Raw genomic sequence first — 17,587 nt, 5'->3', positions numbered from 1 at the left:
AAGTTTCTCCGTCTTTGTGGTATACTACGAAGGATTATTTACGTTGGCATCGTACCGGAAGAGGTGCGTCATGCCGTAATGCAGCGGGAGGTTAAAGACCCTGATGGCAAAGAAACAATATGCTGTAATTGGCATGGGACGGTTCGGTTCAAGTGTGGCCAATGCACTCAGCGGCATGGGATTTGACGTGCTGGCGATTGATGCAAACGAGCAGCGGACGCAGGAAATGTCCAATGTGGTGACTCATGCGGTATCGGCAGACTCAACGGATGAAGAAGCGCTGCGCGCGCTGGGCATTCGCAATTTCGATGTAGTTGTTGTTGCGATAGGCGAGGATATTCAGGCCAGCATTCTGACAACGCTGATTTTGAAGGACATGGGTGTACCTGTGCTGATCGTGAAAGCTCAGAATGAGCTGCATGGCAAGGTGCTGCAGAAGATTGGTGCGGACAAGGTGATCTACCCGGAACGGGATATGGGGCTGCGTGTAGCGCATCACCTGACATCCCCGAACATTCTGGATTATATTGAGTTGTCTGAGGATTACAGCATTCTGGAGATGAAGGCATCGGAGCAGATGATCGGCAAAAACCTGCTGGAGCTGAACATCCGGGCACGATTTGGCTGTAACGTCATGGCGATCAAGAGCGGTGGATCGATGAACATCTCTCCATATGCCGAGGATCGGATAGTAGATGGAGACGTGCTGGTTATTGTAGGGCACAAGGATCATCTCACCAAGCTGGAGCTGGCATATCCGAAATGAAATGGGAATTCGGGAAGGATGGAACGATGGATATTGTATCACCGCAAAATACACGTGTAAAAGAATGGGCCCAGCTGCTGGAGAAAAAGCATCGGACCCGTCAGCATAAATATATAATCGAGGGCATTCATCTCGTACAGGAAGCACTGCGTGCCGGAGCCGATCTGGAGTGCATCGTGTACGATGGAGAGCAGGGGGTGCCGGTGGAGCTCGCTGGCTTGGAGAATCCGCTGAAACGAGTAGAGTGGGTTAGTGTATCGCCTGCAATTATCGCTAAATGTACGGATACGATGACACCTCAGCCGGTATTTGCAATTGTGCGGAAAAGCACAGAGCCGCTGCAGAGCCTGATTGCGGAGCGTTCAGGTCTTGTTGTTGTATTGGACGGGGTCCAGGATCCCGGCAACGTGGGTACCATTATTCGCAGTGCGGATGCCGCCGGAGCGGCAGGAGTCGTGCTTGGCGCTGGCTGTGCGGATGTATATAACCCCAAGACGATTCGTTCGACAATGGGTTCATTGTTCCATTTGCCTATTGTAGAGGGAGAGTTGGGAGTGCTGCTGGCTGAAGCAAAGTCCTCAGGTGTGAGGCTGGTCAGCACCTCACTGCAAGCAGAATATTCGTGTTATAGCTATGACTTTACACAGCCGGTATGGCTTGTCATTGGAAACGAAGGCAAAGGCATCTCTGACACTACAGCACAGCTTGTAGATGACGCAATTACGATTCCGATGCAGGGCCAAGCCGAGTCGCTCAATGCTGCGATGGCGGCAACGATTTTGCTGTTTGAGGCGATGCGGCAGCGGATGGGTTGATAAATAATATCAATCCGTATCCATCCATAATTAGCTTCACCCATTGACTTAAGACTGGAAAAAAATGAGGGCTTTCCCTGAGCGCTTTCCAGTCTTCTTTAGTGGACGACAAACGACCTATTCCACCTTCAATTGAAGGGTACGGAATAGGTTTTATTTTTATGGAGAGTGAACTTATTAAATTAAATCGAACGATATCGCCTGTTAAAACCAATATATAGTGTAAGGAGAAAGGGGATGGAAAATGAGTGAGGAGAACGAGTACATACGATTGGTGAGGCTAACCTTGGCTGGTAACCATGAGGCTTACGGAGAGTTATACGAGAAGACGGTAGCGGATGTGTATCGCACGGTTCGTTTTCTGGTTCGTGATGCGGCGGATGCGGAGGATTTGGTACAAGAGATTTATATCCACGCGTATCGATCCTTGGCGCGCTATGACACTGGGCGGGCTTTTTGGCCATGGTTAATGGGAGTCAGCATGAGACAGGTCAAAAATTATCGACGCAGAAAACTGATGCAATTTCAATTCAGGCAGCGAATTGAGCAGATGAATCGCGATAAGGATAGGGAAGTTGACTTTTCAACTCACCTTATCCATAGACTGGCGAACCGTCACCTACTGGATCAGGTGCAGTGTTTGCCTTACAAGCTGCAGCAGGTCGTTACTTTACACTATTTCAATGAGTTTAGCCAAGAAGAAGTCGCTGACATTTTAAATATTCCGCTAGGTACAGTGAAATCTCGAATTCATGCTGCACTCACCAAGCTGAGAATGAAACAGCAACGGCTTTCCGAAATTGCACGAAAGGTGGATAATGCAAATGAAATTGGATGAACAGTTACGAACGGCATATCAGGAGGAAACAAAGAATTGGATGATCTCAGCTCGTATCAAACATAATGTAATGAATAAGGTTCGGAAGAAAAAGCCTGGTGTGCAACGAAGCAGAACATGGCGGGTGACTATGCTGCTGGCGGCAGTGCTTCTAATTCCTACTGGAGCTTACGCGGGGTATACATACTTGGCAGACAGCATATATGGATCGCAAGATCAAATCACCTCATTAGGTGGGACAGCAGCAGATTACGAACGATTGGAAGCAAAGCTGCAGACGGCCAAGGCTCATTTTACGGAAAATGAATTCGAGCTGTATATGGGGCTGCTCAAACAATTTGGACAGATCGCATTGACTCATGCAGACGCTCAAGGGGAGTTGAATCCAGAGAGCTGGAGTATGGCAGAACAGGAAAAGTATAAAGAATTAGTGGCTGAGCTCCAGCCGTTCTTTGATAAGCTGGAAGGGTTAGAGAGCAAGTCTTCTAAGGCTATACCGGTTTCACCGAGACTAATGGACGAAGAAACATTTTGGACTGAGCAGTTTACAAAGGCAGAAAAGATGTTTACGAAGGAACAGTATGCTGACTTCAGATCGGTATATGAACAGATGAATAAGTACAAAGCGATCGTGGAAGACCCGGACGGAATTTATCACATGGATCGATTGTCCAAGGATCAGAGGTCCGATCTGGATCATTTAACAGAACGGATGGGTGTATATTTGGAAAAGCTGGGGCTGGATGTGCGCTGATGCACGGTACACAGACAGCTTGGGTAAGCTCGGGAATCAGGGGATTCTAAAGCTTAATTTGCTAGCTATTCGCTACTAGCTAATCTCTGGCTAATCCCTTCCTCTCATTCTCAAACGATATTGATGTGGTGTGGTGCCCGTTGCTTTTCGGAATACTTTACAAAAATAAGAGGTGCTGGATATGCCTACACGATGGCCGATCTCGGGAATGGACAAGATTGAACGGCTTAGCAGTACGCAGGCGTGACGAATACGTGTGGCTTGAGCATATGCCATGATGCTGTTGCCCGTTTCTTTTTTGAACAAATGAGATAAGTGATAGACGGACAGATGAAGTTCAGCTGCTATATGCTCTATACGAAAAGGCTCTGCATAGTGCTGCTCAATCCACTGCATGGCTGCCTCGGCATGGGGATTCATAAAACCTGAGCGAATTGTTGTCTGATCTGAGAAGTGCGAATGAGGGGAATGGGCTTCACTTTTCCATAAATAGCGAAGTTGCGTCAGTATATTTAGTGTGAAAAGACAGGCATCCTCCGCCGCTTCATAGGGCAACAAGTCTGGATACTGCTTACCAAAATGCTCAAAAAGCTGAATAAGTGGGACATCAGGCTTCAGAGATAGCGGGGGAGTGGATATCTGCTCATTGAGAATGTGATATGTGAAATGGTGTGTGGTGATGAAGTGCGGCCAATATTCCTGCAGCAGATCAAGCTCTACCATAAGCACTGTGCGAATAAACGGGTGCTTGCTCGATACTTGCATCTGTACATGGTGCAGCTGAAAGGGCCGGAAAATCATGAGCATCCCCGGTTCGAGTGGAAAGGCATGGCCCTCGGTAATCAACTGTCCGTAACCATCATGAATATAGGTTAATTCTAATTGGGAATGAGCGTGAAAAACCTCACGATAAGTAGTTTTAGTTGTGCGCCGCCACATCAAGCGAAATTGTTCATGATCGATATGAGACAAAAAAAGCAACCTCCCTTTGATCGCAAGATAGTTTTATTTTATCACAGGATCTGCGCATAAAAGCGCTTTATTCTGATGTATTGTGAAAGAACTAAGGGAGGAGTGGAATTGATGATCAACGTAGCTGTTATTGGTGCCGGTGCAATTAGCGGGGCGCATATTGAAGCGTATATGAAGTTTCCAGAGCGATGCCAGATTGTAGCTGTGGTGGATGTGTATGTGGAAAAAGCACAAAAGCGAATTAGTGAATACAGGCTCAAGGAGGCAGTGGCGGTGGCAACTGTTCAAGAGCTGCTGCACACCGACATCAACATTGATCTTGTATCGGTCTGCACACCACCATATACGCATGCTTCCATCGCTTGTGATTTCATGCGGGCGGGCAAGCATGTATTGGTTGAAAAGCCGATGGCTTCATCACTCGAGGAAGCGGATCAGATGCTGAAAGCTGCGCGAGAGAGCGGCAAACTGCTGTCTGTTGTTGCACAGAACCGGTTTACAACCCCGATGATGAAGCTTAAAGGAGTGCTTGACAGCAAGCTCATAGGTCCGATTCTCCATGTTCAGGTGGACTCTTACTGGTGGCGGGGGCATAACTATTATGATCTGTGGTGGCGTGGGACCTGGGAAAAGGAGGGCGGTGGATGTACGCTTAATCATGCCGTGCATCACATGGATGCCATGCTCTGGATGATGGGGCAGCCGATTGAAGTGCGGGCCATGATGGCGAACACGGCACATAATAATGCCGAGGTGGAGGATATATCAATGGCCATGCTTCGATTCGGCCAGGGGGCAGTCGGCATGATTACAAGTTCCGTGGTACATCACGGAGAGGAGCAGCAGTTAATTTTTCAAGGGAAAGAAGCTCGGGTGTCTGCACCCTGGAAAGTGGTCGCATCGACCTCGCGCAGCAATGGATTCCCTGAACCTAATCGGGAGCTTGAACAGGAGCTGCAGCGGCAGTTTGACGAACTGCCTGAAGTCATATACTCAGGTCATACGGGACAGATTGAGAATGTACTTCATGCTGTAGAGACAGGAGCTCCGATCTTGGTTGATGGAGAGAGTGGGCGAGATACCTTGGAATTAATTATAGCCATTTATAAGTCAGCAAGTACGGGGGAGAAGGTGACGTTTCCAATACCATCGAATGATGCGTTTTATTCCAGAGAAAGTATGATGAAGCAAACTGTTCATTTTTATGAGAAAAAATCATCGATCGAGAATTTCGAGGATTTGGGTATTACGCTTGGACGCAAATTGGATGCAGAGTAAGAGGGAAGTATACAAGGGGATCTGTGAAAGTTTATTAATAATGAGCAGGTAGAATTTAATCAAATAAGACCATATATAACAAATAAATGATCTGATTTTGTAAAGTGACGAAGTTGCGTTTTTTTATTTAGCTTATAAAACAAGTAGGGGGAAATAGGTAAGGCACGGATGACCTCTTTTGAAAAAGAAGAGACAGTTTGATGTTCATTTTTATGCATGATATCAATTGTTAGATGAATTTAGTTATTCAAATTTTACACGTGAACGCAAATGATATATAGAATAAAGCAAGATTTTTTAAAACAAGAGTCTATTTGAATTCAGTAATTTGATGAGCACTAATTTACGAAATAAAGAAAATATTCAATACAAAAGACTATTGTATAGCGCTATACAGTAGTCTTTTGTATTGAATTTTATTAAATATTACCCTTCTTTTCCCAAATATAAATTAGTTGATGGAAATAAAAAAGGAAAATAAATCTGAGATTAAAAAAAAGACTAGGACCAATTTGTGACACAAGGACTATATACTTAGTCATTTTTGGTCATAAATAACAAAAAAATGTTGTAAAATTGCCAAAATGAAGCTATGATCTTATTTGGAGTTACTTATTTATCCAAAATGTAGGTATAATGAACCACATATTCATAAAAATATAATATATTTCAACTGGGAAAAATGAAATTAAAATTGGAAAATTATATTTCCTGAAATGTTTCATATTTTCAAGAAAGTAGGTTGTGATACAGGTATGATTGACCTTGAAAGGTTTATTTCTGGTTTTTTACTCTCTGTTAACTGCGTTTTATTTATCGTTGGACTGTTCATGTACAGGAAGTGGAGAAATCCAACGTATCTTAAATTTTTGGTTGCCTTTTCCTTGATGCTGTTCTCCAACATCGGAATGTCACTAATGTCTGCTAAGCTCTTTGTGGTTAATATGTTTTTTATGTCTCTATACGCAGCATCAATAGTGATCACTCAAATTGCTCTGTTTCGTCTTTATTACAAGAGCACGGACAAACTTTATGTTCACTTAGGCGGAACCGCCGTGTCTTTGCTTACAGCAGCGATGTCTTTGTTTTTACCCGTACAGATGAGCTCATTTCTGTTGTTTCTGGCAGTTGTCGGGGTTACCCTCTTCACGCTAATCAGGATTTTTCCAGAAGTTGGTGTTAACCCTAAATACTTTATGCTTACGATTCTATTCTCTATACAATATTTGCTTCACCTGGCAGGAGCATTTACCGGGTATGAATTGTTGTCCGAGTTAGGCATGATCTTTAGTGCGTTTGCTAGCTTTACAGTCTTTTTGATGATATTTGAGAAAATTATTGGCGTTATGCAGGCAGCTACATATACATCAACCCGAGATGAACTTACTGGACTTTTTACACAAAAGCACTTTGTACATCAGGCTAATCAAGCTTTATCAAGTGGTAAAACGACAGGTGTGCTATACATAGAAATTCAAAATTTTTCAGCTCACATTTCCGAGGAAGAGTCACTGAGAAGAGCAGGTAGAGCCGTAGGGAGAGCATTAGATGGATTGGGATTTGCCGGGCGTTATCAAAACAATGCTATGACTGCTTTAATAACAAGTGCAAACATATCGCTGTCTGAACTGGTTAACTCCCTAAGAATGAAGATTGATGTGGAGGCTTCAAGTACAGTCCTTATCGGATACATGGATACCAAATCTGGTGTTGCTCTGGATGAATTGATCTCTGAGGCAAGAGAAGGGGCTATTCGAACCAAGCAAAATGGAGTAAACAAAATTTTTGATCTGGATCAAAGTAAAATATTAGCAGACTAATGGGGGCAGAACACAGTGAACGCAGTAATCATCTCCAGTAAAGCTTCTGCACTGGTACATGAGGCTATAGGGAATACGGATGTTAGCTTTGAGAAAACGGGACGCTTTGAAGGCGGACAGTTTGTTGAATTTTGTGAAGCTGTTGCGAGGATCAACATTAATGCATTTATTACAGATATCGATTGTACAGATGCTCAAACCTTCCTGCGGGGAATTAGTCAGTATCGAGTAATACGCCCTAATACGAAAATCATTGCTATAGCTCTTGATCGTTATGAAGATGATGGAGTCGTTCATGAATTGGCCGACATGGGAATAAACGTGGTGACGACCTCACCAGGTACGAAGCCCAAATCCATTATTCCGGCTCTACGTAATTTATTGCCTGAGCGGAATCAAGGGGGGATGAACGCTGCATCTCAATCCCAGGATGACTGGGAATCGACAGATTCTGAAATGGAGAATGTGAAGGAGCGAATCTATCGTTATACTGCTAAGTTAACCTCATCGGGGGGCTTCGACTCTTCTGATGTAATGGATCTTGAGCTGCCAGATGTACCGATTCAAGAAAGAATCATTCTTAAGGATCGCATTATCGGGACTATTCTCGTAGCGGTTATGGGTGTGGAGTCCAAAGTGGGATCAACTCATCAGAGTATACTGATAGCTAATTATTTGAAGCGGAAAGGCTATTCTGTAGGTTTGGTAGAAGCAAACGCATCAAGTGACTTTACAGCCATTGAGAATGCTTATGAAGGAACACCGGACTTTAAAAGCAACAACCTGCATTTCACAATTGAAGGTGTGGAGTACTACAAAAACAATAGCAAGCTGGACATAAATCACTTAGTTACAGCAGGTCATGACTATCTAATTCTAGATATCGGAGGTTTTGAAGAAAGCGACTGGAGTAAAGAGTTTTATCGGGCGAGTGTAAATATTGTAGTGGGTGCTGGCAGTGACTGGCGTCAAGGGAAGATCCGAAGATTCAGAGATATACATAAAAAAATGGATCAGTCGAATTGGGTTTATTGTATACCGTTCGTTGAAAATCTGAGCATTCAGGATATACGTAAAGAGCTTCCAGGCAATCTGGTCTATCGTATTCCGCCTCATGCAGACCCTTATAAGCACCAAAGTGACACGGAGTCGGTATTGAATAAACTCATGAAAAGTTATATGGGTGATAGCAAAAAGATATCCTCCAAATCCATGTTATATGGAATTCTCGGCTTATGTATTTTGATAATTGTTGTGCTAATTATTCTTTTAGCTATAAAAATATAATTGGATTTAATGATGTTAGATTGAGAGGGGTTCATTATGTCAAAGATTCGATTTAGACAGAAACAGCTGCTTCTGTCCGCTTCCATTGGAGGTGCAGTAGTTCTTTTTATATGTGTTGTCGCAGGATATTTCATCATTGAATATATTCAAGGAAGGTACTTAGAACGAACAGTACAGCTTGAACAGCAGCTTCAGGATGCCCAGAAGAAATTAAACGAGGACAAGATGAGAGTGACTGTCTTAAATGATAACCATAAGGCGGGTGATCTTATAACAGAAAATGATGTCACATCACTTGTTGTACCTGTTAGTACTGTTCCGCAGAATACAGCCGAGCAAGCTGATATTGTAGGCAAAAGAATAAAAATAGATATGCAAAAAAATTCTATTATTACGAGCACAATGTTGTTTGAGGATGGAATAACACCAAAAGACCTTAGGAATCAGGAATTTAGCCTTGTAAGACTTCCATTGAAATTGAAGAAAGATGAGTTTGTAGATGTACGGATCCGTTTTGCGACCGGTCAGGATTACATAGTGCTTTCGAAGAAAAAAGTCGAAGATTTAAACAATGGAACGATATGGTACAAGCTGAGCGAGAAGGAAATTTTGACGATGTCCAGTGCGATTGTGGATGCATACATCAACGATGCATCAATATATGCGCTAAGTTATGTTGATCCTTACATGCAAGAGGCTGCAATACCGAACTATCCATCCAATTCCAAAGTATTGGATCTCATTGAATCCAATCCAAATATTGTAGGGATAGCGACATCTGCACTTGAACGGCAAGTACGTGCCAAGCTCGAACAGGATTTAAGGTCCATGAGTGATGAAGATCGTCAGAAGTATATTAGCGGGCGTAATACCACTGAATTGAATAGCGGAGAATACATCACTGAGACAGAGGGACAAGGAAAAACACCGAATGCCCAGCAGGATAATTCATTGATGGATAATGGATCCTCAGGATTGAGTCAGCAAGGCAATGATGGTGCAGCAAATACCACTTCAGACCCAGGCATTTTTAAAGATGGCAATACAAGAGAACCCGGACAGTAAACGAGGAGATACCAACATGAAACAAATACTTGTGATCGGACACTATGATAAAACAGATTTTATGATGTACCTTGGAAAATTGTTATCTCTAGATCACAAAGTCTTGCTTGTGGATGCTACCCGGCATAGGGACTACGAATATGTATTTCCCAAAATGGACGAGACTCTCAACTTGCATACACATGATCAATTTGATGTGCTGGAGGATATTCACTCTTACGAGAGCCTGAAGAAAAATCTGGGAGATTCACAGTATGACTTTGTATTAATTGATTGTAATGACGAGCAGGCATTGGAGAGCTGGCCGGAGGTGGATTACGTCTACGTTGTAACGTCATACGAGAATCCGGTAATACAGAAAAATGTAAAACTTATTCGGGCTTATTTTCAAGGAGAAAAGTTGTCTTCCGTTAAATTACCTGTAACCAAAGTTATCTATGAGGTGAGTAATCATCTGGATGAAACATATCTGAACAGTTTGCTGGATGACCTGCCGTTATTGTGGAAGGAAAGCCTGATCTATTACCCGGATGAACGGGACCAAACATTAAAAATCATCAATCAATATAAAAGCACCGTAATGGTCAAACGCATGTCTAGTCCTTATAAATTTGTCATTAAACAAGTAATAGAGTTCATCTCAGGACAGGAAATGTCTAAGGTTAATGCATTATGGAAGCGGGCCGAAAGGAGTAATTAGCATGGGGAAAATTGCATTTTGGGGCATGCAGCACGGCTTGGGTGTAACCAGTGCAACTGCTGCTCTTGCTGCATATATCGGTTTTGAATATGACGTAAGAACTCTGGTATCGCAGCCGCAGCGGACAGATGGTGATATGGAACGTTTCTTTAACAAAACGATTAATCAATATAATCGGCAATTTTTTGCCATTGGTGGGCTTGGGCTTGATTCACTGGAACGAGTAGCCAAAAGCAGTAAGCTCGAACGTGATAGTGTTAAAAACTATACTTTGATGGTAGAGCGGAATCGTTTGGATTTGCTCTGGGGAAGTGATCGTCTTAATCGACCGCAACAAAGTTCAATCGATGCGGTTAACATGATTTTTCGCATGGCAGCGGAGTATTATGGCATTTCCCTTCTTGATGCAAGGAGCGGGAACGAGAATGAGGTTTCCAATAGTTTGATTGAGGAATCGGATTTAGTGATCGTTTGTGTTAATCAAAATGTGAGTGTGCTTGAAAAATATTTTGATGCACAAAAAAATCACTGGCCAGATGCTTTGCGGCAAAAACCGCATCTCCTCCTGATGACGCAGTATGACCCATTATCCAAGTACAAAATCAAAAATATTACGAACAAATATAAGTATAAGCTTCCGATTTTGACGATTCCATACAACACAAGCTTTAAAGATCATATGAATGATGGGGATATTAAAGGTTTCTTTGCAAGGAATCGATATATTAACAGCACCAACGAGAATTATTATTTTATACAGGAAGTTGGACGTGCAGCAAAAACTATTTTGCATGAGATTGGGATTAACACCAAACTGAAGCGAATTGAAAGAGGGAGTTAAAGATGGGCTTAGCATTCACCATTAATTTCCTCGTCATTGTTCTCATTGTGGCGACATTGATTGGTTATTTATTCGTAAAGCTCAACCGAAAGCCTGGTCAAATAACATCCAATAAAAAGCATGACAATGAAGAACGATTCCAATTTGATTATCTGCTTGAGTATGTCAAAACGATGATTAATGAGTATGTGAACAGTAATCTGCTGGATATGGGAATGACCAGCGAGGAATACAATCGCCGTCAAGGGGTAGTTGCCGAGTTAAGAAGTGCTATGAAAAATGCTACTTCTGGTGACATACAAGAAAAAATATATCTGAAGCAGTTTATTTCTGATTTGCTTGAGCGAAATTATGGATTTAACGAGGAAAACATTAATCAATTAATCCCTTTTGAAGATGAGGATGAATTGACACAGCAGGATAAATTTGATATTTTGCTGCATTTGTTTAAAAAGAAGCATGGTTTTCAGGCATTGTCCAAACTTATTGACAAATATCAACTGGATCAGCCGAAGAAAGTCATTGAGGATGGAACCGTAGATTCATATGTAATTACGGGTGAAGAGATTGACTCCATTTATGTGAAGGAAGCCCGTGGTGGTTTGGAGTTTGATGATAAGCTGGCTATCGTTGTACAGCGAGTTTACCAGCACTATAAAGGGTTTGGCGTTATTGATGAGATACGTGATATGTCGATTGATGGTGTATCAGGCGGCGTATCCGGAGTTCCCACACATATGCAGATTGTGGAAGATGAGATGTCATTACTGCAAGGTATGAAGCAAAATATATACCCGGGATATCAGAGCGTGTGGATCTTTTTCCGAGGCAAGTCGATTCATCTATCGTTTCTGAGCTTTGATACGGATTTGGAATTGAAGAGGGTCTGTCAGAACATTTATAAATATGACAACCCAGGCCAATTAACCGAGACAAATGGATTCAAGGTCAATGAGATGAAGGACGGGTCACGGGTGGTTGTTGTCAGACCTCCGTTCGCAGAAAGCTGGGCGTTTTTTGTCAGAAAGTTTGATCTTCCCAATATGAAGCTGGACCATCTGATCTCCTCCAAGGATACAGCAAATGCAGAATTAGCAAGAGATATGATTAAGTATTTGATGAAAGGTGCGCAGGTTACTGCATTTACCGGGCCACAAGGCTCTGGTAAGACATCTTTGGTCATGGCTTCTGTGAAATACATATATGCTACGTTAACTTTGAGGATTCAAGAGATGACCTTTGAGCTCCATTTAAGAAGGCTGTACCCGCAGCGTAACTCGCTGGCTTTACGAGAGACAGAGAACATTACGGGACAAGCGGGACTGGACTTACAGAAGAAAACAGATGGTTCTGTCAACATTCTGGGAGAGGTCGCTACGGATCCCGTTGCTGCCTGGATGATTCAGATGTCGCAGGTAGCGAGTCTGTTCACGATTTTCACCCATCACGCGACTTCTGCTCGTGAATTGGTATGGTCTTTACGTAACTCACTGCTTAAAACCGGTGTATTCCAAAACGAGCGCATTGCAGAAGAACAGGTTGCTAATGCCGTGCAATGGGATGTTCACATGCGCAAGGAAATGAACGGTAAACGTTACATTGAGCGCATTACAGAGATTACTCCTGTTCGATTCGAATCGGATACCCTGGAGCATGATGAAGTATTGTCCAAGGGAGATTCTATTGAAAGCAAGCTGGATGCACTCGTGAACCTGCAAAGAGAAGTATATCGAAGAAATAGCGGTAGAGTATGGACAGCCCGTAATATCATTGAATATCAAAACGGTGAATATGTCGCTGTGTCTCCAATCTCACCAGAGAAAATTGAAAAGATGCTGTTCCATATGAATGAGGAGGATCGCGCAAACTTTAGTCAATTTCTGAACAAGCATTGGGGGCAGACTCAATGAATAAGTGGATATGGATCTTTGCTATCTCTGGCGGCGCACTTCTCATCTCGGGTGGGATACTGCTTTATCTGATACTCAAAGACCGCAAACGGAAAAAAAATCGTGGAAACGTGTGGCCGTCTTCCAAAAGTGTAACCGGGAAAACACCACGGCAGCTGCTGGTGTTTTATCAGAAATCATATCATCAGCTGATCAAAGTACCGATCATCAAATCACAAATTTTGAAGATTCGCAAGCGCCTGACCGCGATCAATACATACGACGAATACTCGTTGCGGAAAGAAACCATGCGAATTACGTACTTGACCTTAGGCTCGATATTGGGAGGACTTATCGTCCTGGCGATTTTTAGTAAAAGCTGGATGGCTTTGTTTTTCGGTGCGCTGGCTGCAATTGTGATTAATGAACTGTTCATTGATATTTTCGTGAATCGTGTTGAGGATCGCTTGTTAAAGCATTTTTCCAATGTACTGGAGGATGATCGGCACCATTACCAGGAAGTTCGAATGGTGGACGAGGCCCTGTATCAGGCAGCTCAATCATCGCCACATGATATCAAGCTTCAGACCGAGCGAATTCACGAGGTGCTGACTTCAAAGGATCCTGCTCGGGAACTGGAAAAATACTATGCCGTTGCTCCTAACCGATATTTAAAGGTGTTCTCAGGGGTCTCACACCTGATCATGGAATATGGAGATCGCAATGTACAGAAGGGCTCCATGTATCTGAACGCCATTAATAAATTTGTACAGGAGATCAGATATGATCTGATGAGAAGGCAGAAACTGCGTTACAAGTTAGGTGGTCTCACCTTGCTTGCCTTGATTCCAATCTTGCTGTCATTTCCGTTGCAACGCTGGGCAGAAAATTATTTTCCAATAACAACGGAGTTCTACGATAGCAGAATAGGATTTCTCATTCGTATGTTTATCTATGCGGCAGCCGTCATTTGTTACTTGCTGATCCGTAAGCTATCCGAAAATGATGAGGCCAAATATGTACCCAAAGGTCCGAGGAAGGAATGGGAAAAGAAAGCATACTCGTGGTCTTGGGTGAAGTGGATTGTGGATCGATTGGTTCCGCCACCGAATACGAGAAAACATCATCGAACCAATATGCTGCTTAAAGAAGCAAATTCCCATCTAACGTTGGAATGGTTATACATCCATCGCGTAGTGATCTCGGTGTCTGCATTCGTAGGTGTGCTCTTGATCTCTGTATTTCTGCATTACAACAGTGTTCACCATATATTTAGCAAACCAACAACCGAAGAAACGAACATTCTGGGGTATATGAATGCGGATGAGCTGGAGCGGGCCAATCAAATGACTGCGATGGACAATCGAATTATAGAGGACCTCCAGAGCAATAAAAATCTGACCAGAGAACAGATTGTTCAATCTGTGGAGTCTCATGCCAACGAGCCATTAACGGAAGTGGCGATGAATAATACGGTCAACCGGATTATAGGCAAAATCACCGTTGTGAATAACGAATATCTCAAATGGTGGGAGCTTCTAATTGCAATAGGTTTTGGGGTGGCTGGCTACTACATTACGATATGGATGCTGCAATTTCAGCGCCGGTTACGAGCATTGGAAATGCAAAATGAGGTAGATCAGTTCCATGTGCTGATATCCATATTATGCGAGTTCGAACGGATATCGGTTGAAACCGTACTGGAATGGATGGAGCGGTACAGCATCATTTTCCGTCCTGCCCTGCAGAAATGTCTGCTGAACTATGACAGTGGTGCGGAAGAGGCATTGAAGATGCTGAAGTCGGATGCTCCTTTTGATTCCTTTGGCAGAATTGTGAAACGTTTGATGCAGGCTGTAGAAAAGCTATCTTTACGCGAAGCGTTTGATGATCTGGAGATGGAACAGGAGTATTATGCCGAACAGAAAAAAGAACGGCTGGAGCGCCTGATTCGCAAAAAAACTTCCTATGGCAAGCTATTTGGATGGACGCCAGGAGCGTTGCTTATCGCACTTTATCTGGTATTTCCGTTCCTCTATATGTCCTTTAAACAGCTAAGTGATATATCTACACAATTACAAACTATTTAAAAGAGGAGTAATATTTCATGGAAGAAAACACAGGCGTCGGTATACGTGTCGCAGCAGGTATATTCCTCACGATTATGTTGATTACCATCGTAGTCATTATAACGATCTCGTCACAAGATGCGGCGAAACAAGGGCAGACAAAGATGGCAGCTATTACCACCCAATTATCGGATACAGAGTATCAGACGTATAGCAATACGACGTTATCAGGAAGTCAGGTCTTGAATGCTGTAAGGCAATATATGAATCAGGAGCAGTTTGGAATCAAGGTTATTACCGGTAAAGAAAAAGGTGCAACAATCGATACTCAATCTCAAGGCGTTTTTTACGGAAGTACGTTTAATACTAAAACTGGTGATGTCCTAGATGCGAGTGCTAAAAATGTAGATTTGAGTAATGCTGAAAATCAATTTTTACCTAATTATATTAATCCTAGTGGTAAGTTTAAATCCTCTATTGTTAGAGACAAAAACAACATGATTCGTGGAATAATTTTTATACAAGAGTAGCTTGGAAAAAAATTAATTGAACAGGAGGTCCTCCAATGAGCGAAACCGTAGAAAAGTTCATACTCGTGGCAGCTGAGATCAGTATTGTGCTTGTCGCCTGCATGTTCGCTCTTGGAGGCATCCAATCTCAGGATGCTGCTGTCCAGGCGGCACACAAAAGCGCAGTCAACGAAGAACGGAGATTATTTACAAGTCTCGAAATTACGGAACAAGTGACGTATACCGGTGCTGAGGTGCTTCAAAGCATCCGGCAGATGAAAGCGCTGGATGCCAACATTCGTGTAGTTAACCAATATTTCTATCGTTCTGATGATATTGAAAGTATTGATGTGTCAGGCGTTGATCTGAACCGAACGTATACCGTGTCTTATATTCGGGATAGTCAAGGCAAGGTACAAACCATTGTTTTTACATAAAGGGTGAGCTTGTTTGGAAAACTCTTTCTCCAAAATATTAGGTGTTTTTATCGCTATCATTTTGTTATTTCTCTATCCATTATTCCAGCAGGCGCAGCGGCAGGATGACCTGTCACAGCTTGTGGTGCATTCGGCGGTTACTACGTTTGTGGATTCAGCCCGAACCAAGGGGTATATCACACCTGAAATGTATACCGAGTTTAATCAGAAGCTGGGGGCTACAGGCAACCAGTACGATATTCAGATGGAACATTTGCATAAGAAATACAATCCGGATTACTCAGATCCGGCCAATTCAACTACATTCCGTGAGAGCTTTACAACGTATTTCGACGGTCATTACAACCAGGAAATTATGCAAAGGTTATTTCCGAGCAGTCCCACATCGGATGTTAATCGAAGATACGTGATGGCAGTAGGTGATTTCTTTACGGTGAAAGTAAAAAATGTGAATCGTACCATGGCTACAATTTTAAACGATGTGTTCACAGGGGGAATTACGAACGGGAATGTCAAGGTTTACGTTCCTTACGGAGGCATGGTAATCAATGAAGATTACTAATTGGGCGATTTTCTTTATCTGCATTTTCGTGCCCTTCTATCTCATAATGGACTTCCGAACGGGGGATCAGAAGACAGCACTTGCTTTGTCTGATCAATATTCAGCAACGCTTCATACTGCTGTTCAGGATGCTTCTCAGATGTTGAATATGAATGTGCTTCAGGAATATGAGGCGGGATACCAGTCGAAGAAGTTTTTCTTCGCCAACAAAGAGCGAGCACTGGACACCTTTTTTCGCACATTATATTTGAACTTTGATATTGTCAATGATCCTGTTAGGCAAGGGACTCTTTCCGGGTATATACCAGCCGTTGCGGTCATTGATTACGATGGGTATGACGTGTATGCCGTAGACGAATATCGGGACGCTAACGGCGAGCGAGTGTTTAAGCATATGTGGAGACCCAAAAAACCTTATTCCTATTCCGACAATCGCGGCAACAGCATTAACTTTACGTTGGACAGTTATGTGTATGCATACGATGCTTATACAAAAGCCTGGGTAGAAGGCTTCCGTGAAGATTTGGCGGGTACAACCAACATTCCTTTATTAGACAATGCAGCGGATTTTGAACTGATGCGCAAGAGTGTCATTGTGAAGAGCATTCAGCAGGATCTGGCTTATTACATAAACAAACATAACGAATATGCGACCAGATATGGTATTCACTATACCTTTAAGCTTCCACAGATTTCCCAAGAGCAGTGGATCAACTCCATTGATGATATTGGGATTATGGCTTTTATCCAGGGCATCCCCATCGGTGACCAATTTTATAATAACTACGCGCTTGGCGGCGGGCGTCTGGTTAAGAAAACCGAGATCAAGGGCGCTGTCGATCCAGCGACTGGAATTAAATATTATTATCCAAGCACATGTTCATATGGCTATAGGGAAGACGAAACCTTTTCAAGTGAGAAAGACGCGGCGGCGGCGGGGTATTTTCCTAAAGGTTGTATGAATCGTTAAAGCAGTTGCATGAAG

General features: G+C 42.9%; 17 protein-coding genes. 16 read left to right on the top strand and 1 reads right to left on the bottom strand.

All coding sequences use genetic code 11. The features are described 5' to 3' along the window. The first annotated feature begins 103 nt into the window (after window positions 1-103). The 4 genes from HNR77_RS09755 (at window position 104) to HNR77_RS09740 (ending at window position 3,173) form a co-directional block, all read left to right on the top strand. Window positions 104-766 (top strand): potassium channel family protein, encoded by a 663-nt coding sequence (locus HNR77_RS09755; protein ID WP_145406545.1) that lies wholly within the window; start codon window positions 104-106, stop codon window positions 764-766. Window positions 767-792: 26 nt separating this feature from the next. Then, on the top strand, window positions 793-1,581 hold the full coding sequence (locus tag HNR77_RS09750) for a TrmH family RNA methyltransferase (RefSeq protein ID WP_184183073.1): 789 nt from the start codon (window positions 793-795) through the stop codon (window positions 1,579-1,581). A gap of 244 nt (window positions 1,582-1,825) precedes the next feature. Next, window positions 1,826-2,419 (top strand): sigma-70 family RNA polymerase sigma factor, encoded by a 594-nt coding sequence (locus HNR77_RS09745; protein ID WP_184183069.1) that lies wholly within the window; start codon window positions 1,826-1,828, stop codon window positions 2,417-2,419. Beyond that, a complete protein-coding gene (locus tag HNR77_RS09740) occupies window positions 2,406-3,173 on the top strand; it encodes a DUF3600 domain-containing protein (RefSeq protein WP_184183067.1) in 768 nt (255 codons plus the stop codon). The genes HNR77_RS09745 and HNR77_RS09740 overlap by 14 nt, the downstream gene beginning before the upstream one ends. A gap of 90 nt (window positions 3,174-3,263) precedes the next feature. Here HNR77_RS09740 and HNR77_RS09735 read toward each other — a convergent pair whose 3' ends face one another. Beyond that, a complete protein-coding gene (locus HNR77_RS09735; RefSeq protein WP_184183065.1) occupies window positions 3,264-4,145 on the bottom strand; it encodes an AraC family transcriptional regulator in 882 nt (293 codons plus the stop codon). Window positions 4,146-4,256: 111 nt separating this feature from the next. Here HNR77_RS09735 and HNR77_RS09730 point away from each other — a divergent pair, with 111 nt between their 5' ends. The 12 genes from HNR77_RS09730 to HNR77_RS09675 all read left to right on the top strand — a co-directional run bounded on the left by HNR77_RS09730 (window position 4,257) and on the right by HNR77_RS09675 (window position 17,572). After that, window positions 4,257-5,423, top strand: coding sequence for a Gfo/Idh/MocA family protein (locus HNR77_RS09730; RefSeq protein WP_184183063.1), 1,167 nt, complete (start codon window positions 4,257-4,259; stop codon window positions 5,421-5,423). 755 nt (window positions 5,424-6,178) lie between these two features. Then, on the top strand, window positions 6,179-7,243 hold the full coding sequence (locus HNR77_RS09725; RefSeq protein WP_184183061.1) for a nucleotidyl cyclase domain-containing protein: 1,065 nt from the start codon (window positions 6,179-6,181) through the stop codon (window positions 7,241-7,243). A gap of 15 nt (window positions 7,244-7,258) precedes the next feature. Beyond that, window positions 7,259-8,530 carry a hypothetical protein gene (locus HNR77_RS09720; protein ID WP_184183059.1) on the top strand — a complete coding sequence of 424 codons (1,272 nt, stop codon included), beginning with the start codon at window positions 7,259-7,261 and terminating at the stop codon, window positions 8,528-8,530. Between the two features lie 36 nt (window positions 8,531-8,566). Beyond that, window positions 8,567-9,595, top strand: a complete 1,029-nt coding sequence (locus HNR77_RS09715) for an SAF domain-containing protein (protein ID WP_184183058.1) — start codon at window positions 8,567-8,569, stop codon at window positions 9,593-9,595. Between the two features lie 16 nt (window positions 9,596-9,611). After that, the gene (locus tag HNR77_RS09710) at window positions 9,612-10,295 is read left to right on the top strand and encodes a hypothetical protein (RefSeq protein WP_184183044.1); all 684 of its coding nucleotides are present in this window, start codon (window positions 9,612-9,614) and stop codon (window positions 10,293-10,295) included. Between the two features lies 1 nt (window position 10,296). Beyond that, complete coding sequence (locus HNR77_RS09705; protein WP_184183041.1) at window positions 10,297-11,136, top strand: hypothetical protein; 840 nt, start codon at window positions 10,297-10,299, stop codon at window positions 11,134-11,136. Window positions 11,137-11,138: 2 nt separating this feature from the next. Next, on the top strand, window positions 11,139-13,046 hold the full coding sequence (locus tag HNR77_RS09700; RefSeq protein WP_184183038.1) for a P-loop NTPase family protein: 1,908 nt from the start codon (window positions 11,139-11,141) through the stop codon (window positions 13,044-13,046). Further along, complete coding sequence (locus tag HNR77_RS09695) at window positions 13,043-15,115, top strand: hypothetical protein (RefSeq protein WP_184183022.1); 2,073 nt, start codon at window positions 13,043-13,045, stop codon at window positions 15,113-15,115. Before HNR77_RS09700 ends, HNR77_RS09695 begins: the two co-directional genes overlap by 4 nt. A 17-nt stretch (window positions 15,116-15,132) precedes the next feature. Continuing rightward, window positions 15,133-15,624 (top strand): ABC transporter permease, encoded by a 492-nt coding sequence (locus HNR77_RS09690; RefSeq protein WP_184183019.1) that lies wholly within the window; start codon window positions 15,133-15,135, stop codon window positions 15,622-15,624. A 35-nt stretch (window positions 15,625-15,659) separates the two neighbouring features. After that, on the top strand, window positions 15,660-16,040 hold the full coding sequence (locus tag HNR77_RS09685; RefSeq protein WP_111273175.1) for a hypothetical protein: 381 nt from the start codon (window positions 15,660-15,662) through the stop codon (window positions 16,038-16,040). 13 nt (window positions 16,041-16,053) lie between these two features. Next, a complete protein-coding gene (locus tag HNR77_RS09680) occupies window positions 16,054-16,602 on the top strand; it encodes a hypothetical protein (RefSeq protein ID WP_110899372.1) in 549 nt (182 codons plus the stop codon). Further along, window positions 16,589-17,572 (top strand): hypothetical protein, encoded by a 984-nt coding sequence (locus HNR77_RS09675; RefSeq protein WP_184183017.1) that lies wholly within the window; start codon window positions 16,589-16,591, stop codon window positions 17,570-17,572. The genes HNR77_RS09680 and HNR77_RS09675 overlap by 14 nt, the downstream gene beginning before the upstream one ends. Window positions 17,573-17,587 lie beyond the last annotated feature (15 nt).

It is taken from the genome of Paenibacillus sp. JGP012 (assembly GCF_014203995.1).
GTDB classification, from domain to species: domain Bacteria; phylum Bacillota; class Bacilli; order Paenibacillales; family Paenibacillaceae; genus Paenibacillus; species Paenibacillus silvae.
Note: the sequence above shows the minus strand (reverse complement) of the source record. Positions and strands in the feature narration are given on the sequence as shown.

Bases quoted from the DNA above. Each gene is read 5' to 3' on its own strand.
- HNR77_RS09755 (WP_145406545.1), top strand. From the start codon at position 104: ATGGCAAAGAAACAATATGCTGTAATTGGCATGGGACGGTTCGGTTCA.
- HNR77_RS09750 (WP_184183073.1), top strand. From the start codon at position 793: ATGGATATTGTATCACCGCAAAATACACGTGTAAAAGAATGGGCCCAG.
- HNR77_RS09745 (WP_184183069.1), top strand. From the start codon at position 1,826: ATGAGTGAGGAGAACGAGTACATACGATTGGTGAGGCTAACCTTGGCT.
- HNR77_RS09740 (WP_184183067.1), top strand. From the start codon at position 2,406: ATGAAATTGGATGAACAGTTACGAACGGCATATCAGGAGGAAACAAAG.
- HNR77_RS09730 (WP_184183063.1), top strand. From the start codon at position 4,257: ATGATCAACGTAGCTGTTATTGGTGCCGGTGCAATTAGCGGGGCGCAT.
- HNR77_RS09725 (WP_184183061.1), top strand. From the start codon at position 6,179: ATGATTGACCTTGAAAGGTTTATTTCTGGTTTTTTACTCTCTGTTAAC.
- HNR77_RS09715 (WP_184183058.1), top strand. From the start codon at position 8,567: ATGTCAAAGATTCGATTTAGACAGAAACAGCTGCTTCTGTCCGCTTCC.
- HNR77_RS09710 (WP_184183044.1), top strand. From the start codon at position 9,612: ATGAAACAAATACTTGTGATCGGACACTATGATAAAACAGATTTTATG.
- HNR77_RS09705 (WP_184183041.1), top strand. From the start codon at position 10,297: ATGGGGAAAATTGCATTTTGGGGCATGCAGCACGGCTTGGGTGTAACC.
- HNR77_RS09700 (WP_184183038.1), top strand. From the start codon at position 11,139: ATGGGCTTAGCATTCACCATTAATTTCCTCGTCATTGTTCTCATTGTG.
- HNR77_RS09695 (WP_184183022.1), top strand. From the start codon at position 13,043: ATGAATAAGTGGATATGGATCTTTGCTATCTCTGGCGGCGCACTTCTC.
- HNR77_RS09690 (WP_184183019.1), top strand. From the start codon at position 15,133: ATGGAAGAAAACACAGGCGTCGGTATACGTGTCGCAGCAGGTATATTC.
- HNR77_RS09685 (WP_111273175.1), top strand. From the start codon at position 15,660: ATGAGCGAAACCGTAGAAAAGTTCATACTCGTGGCAGCTGAGATCAGT.
- HNR77_RS09675 (WP_184183017.1), top strand. From the start codon at position 16,589: ATGAAGATTACTAATTGGGCGATTTTCTTTATCTGCATTTTCGTGCCC.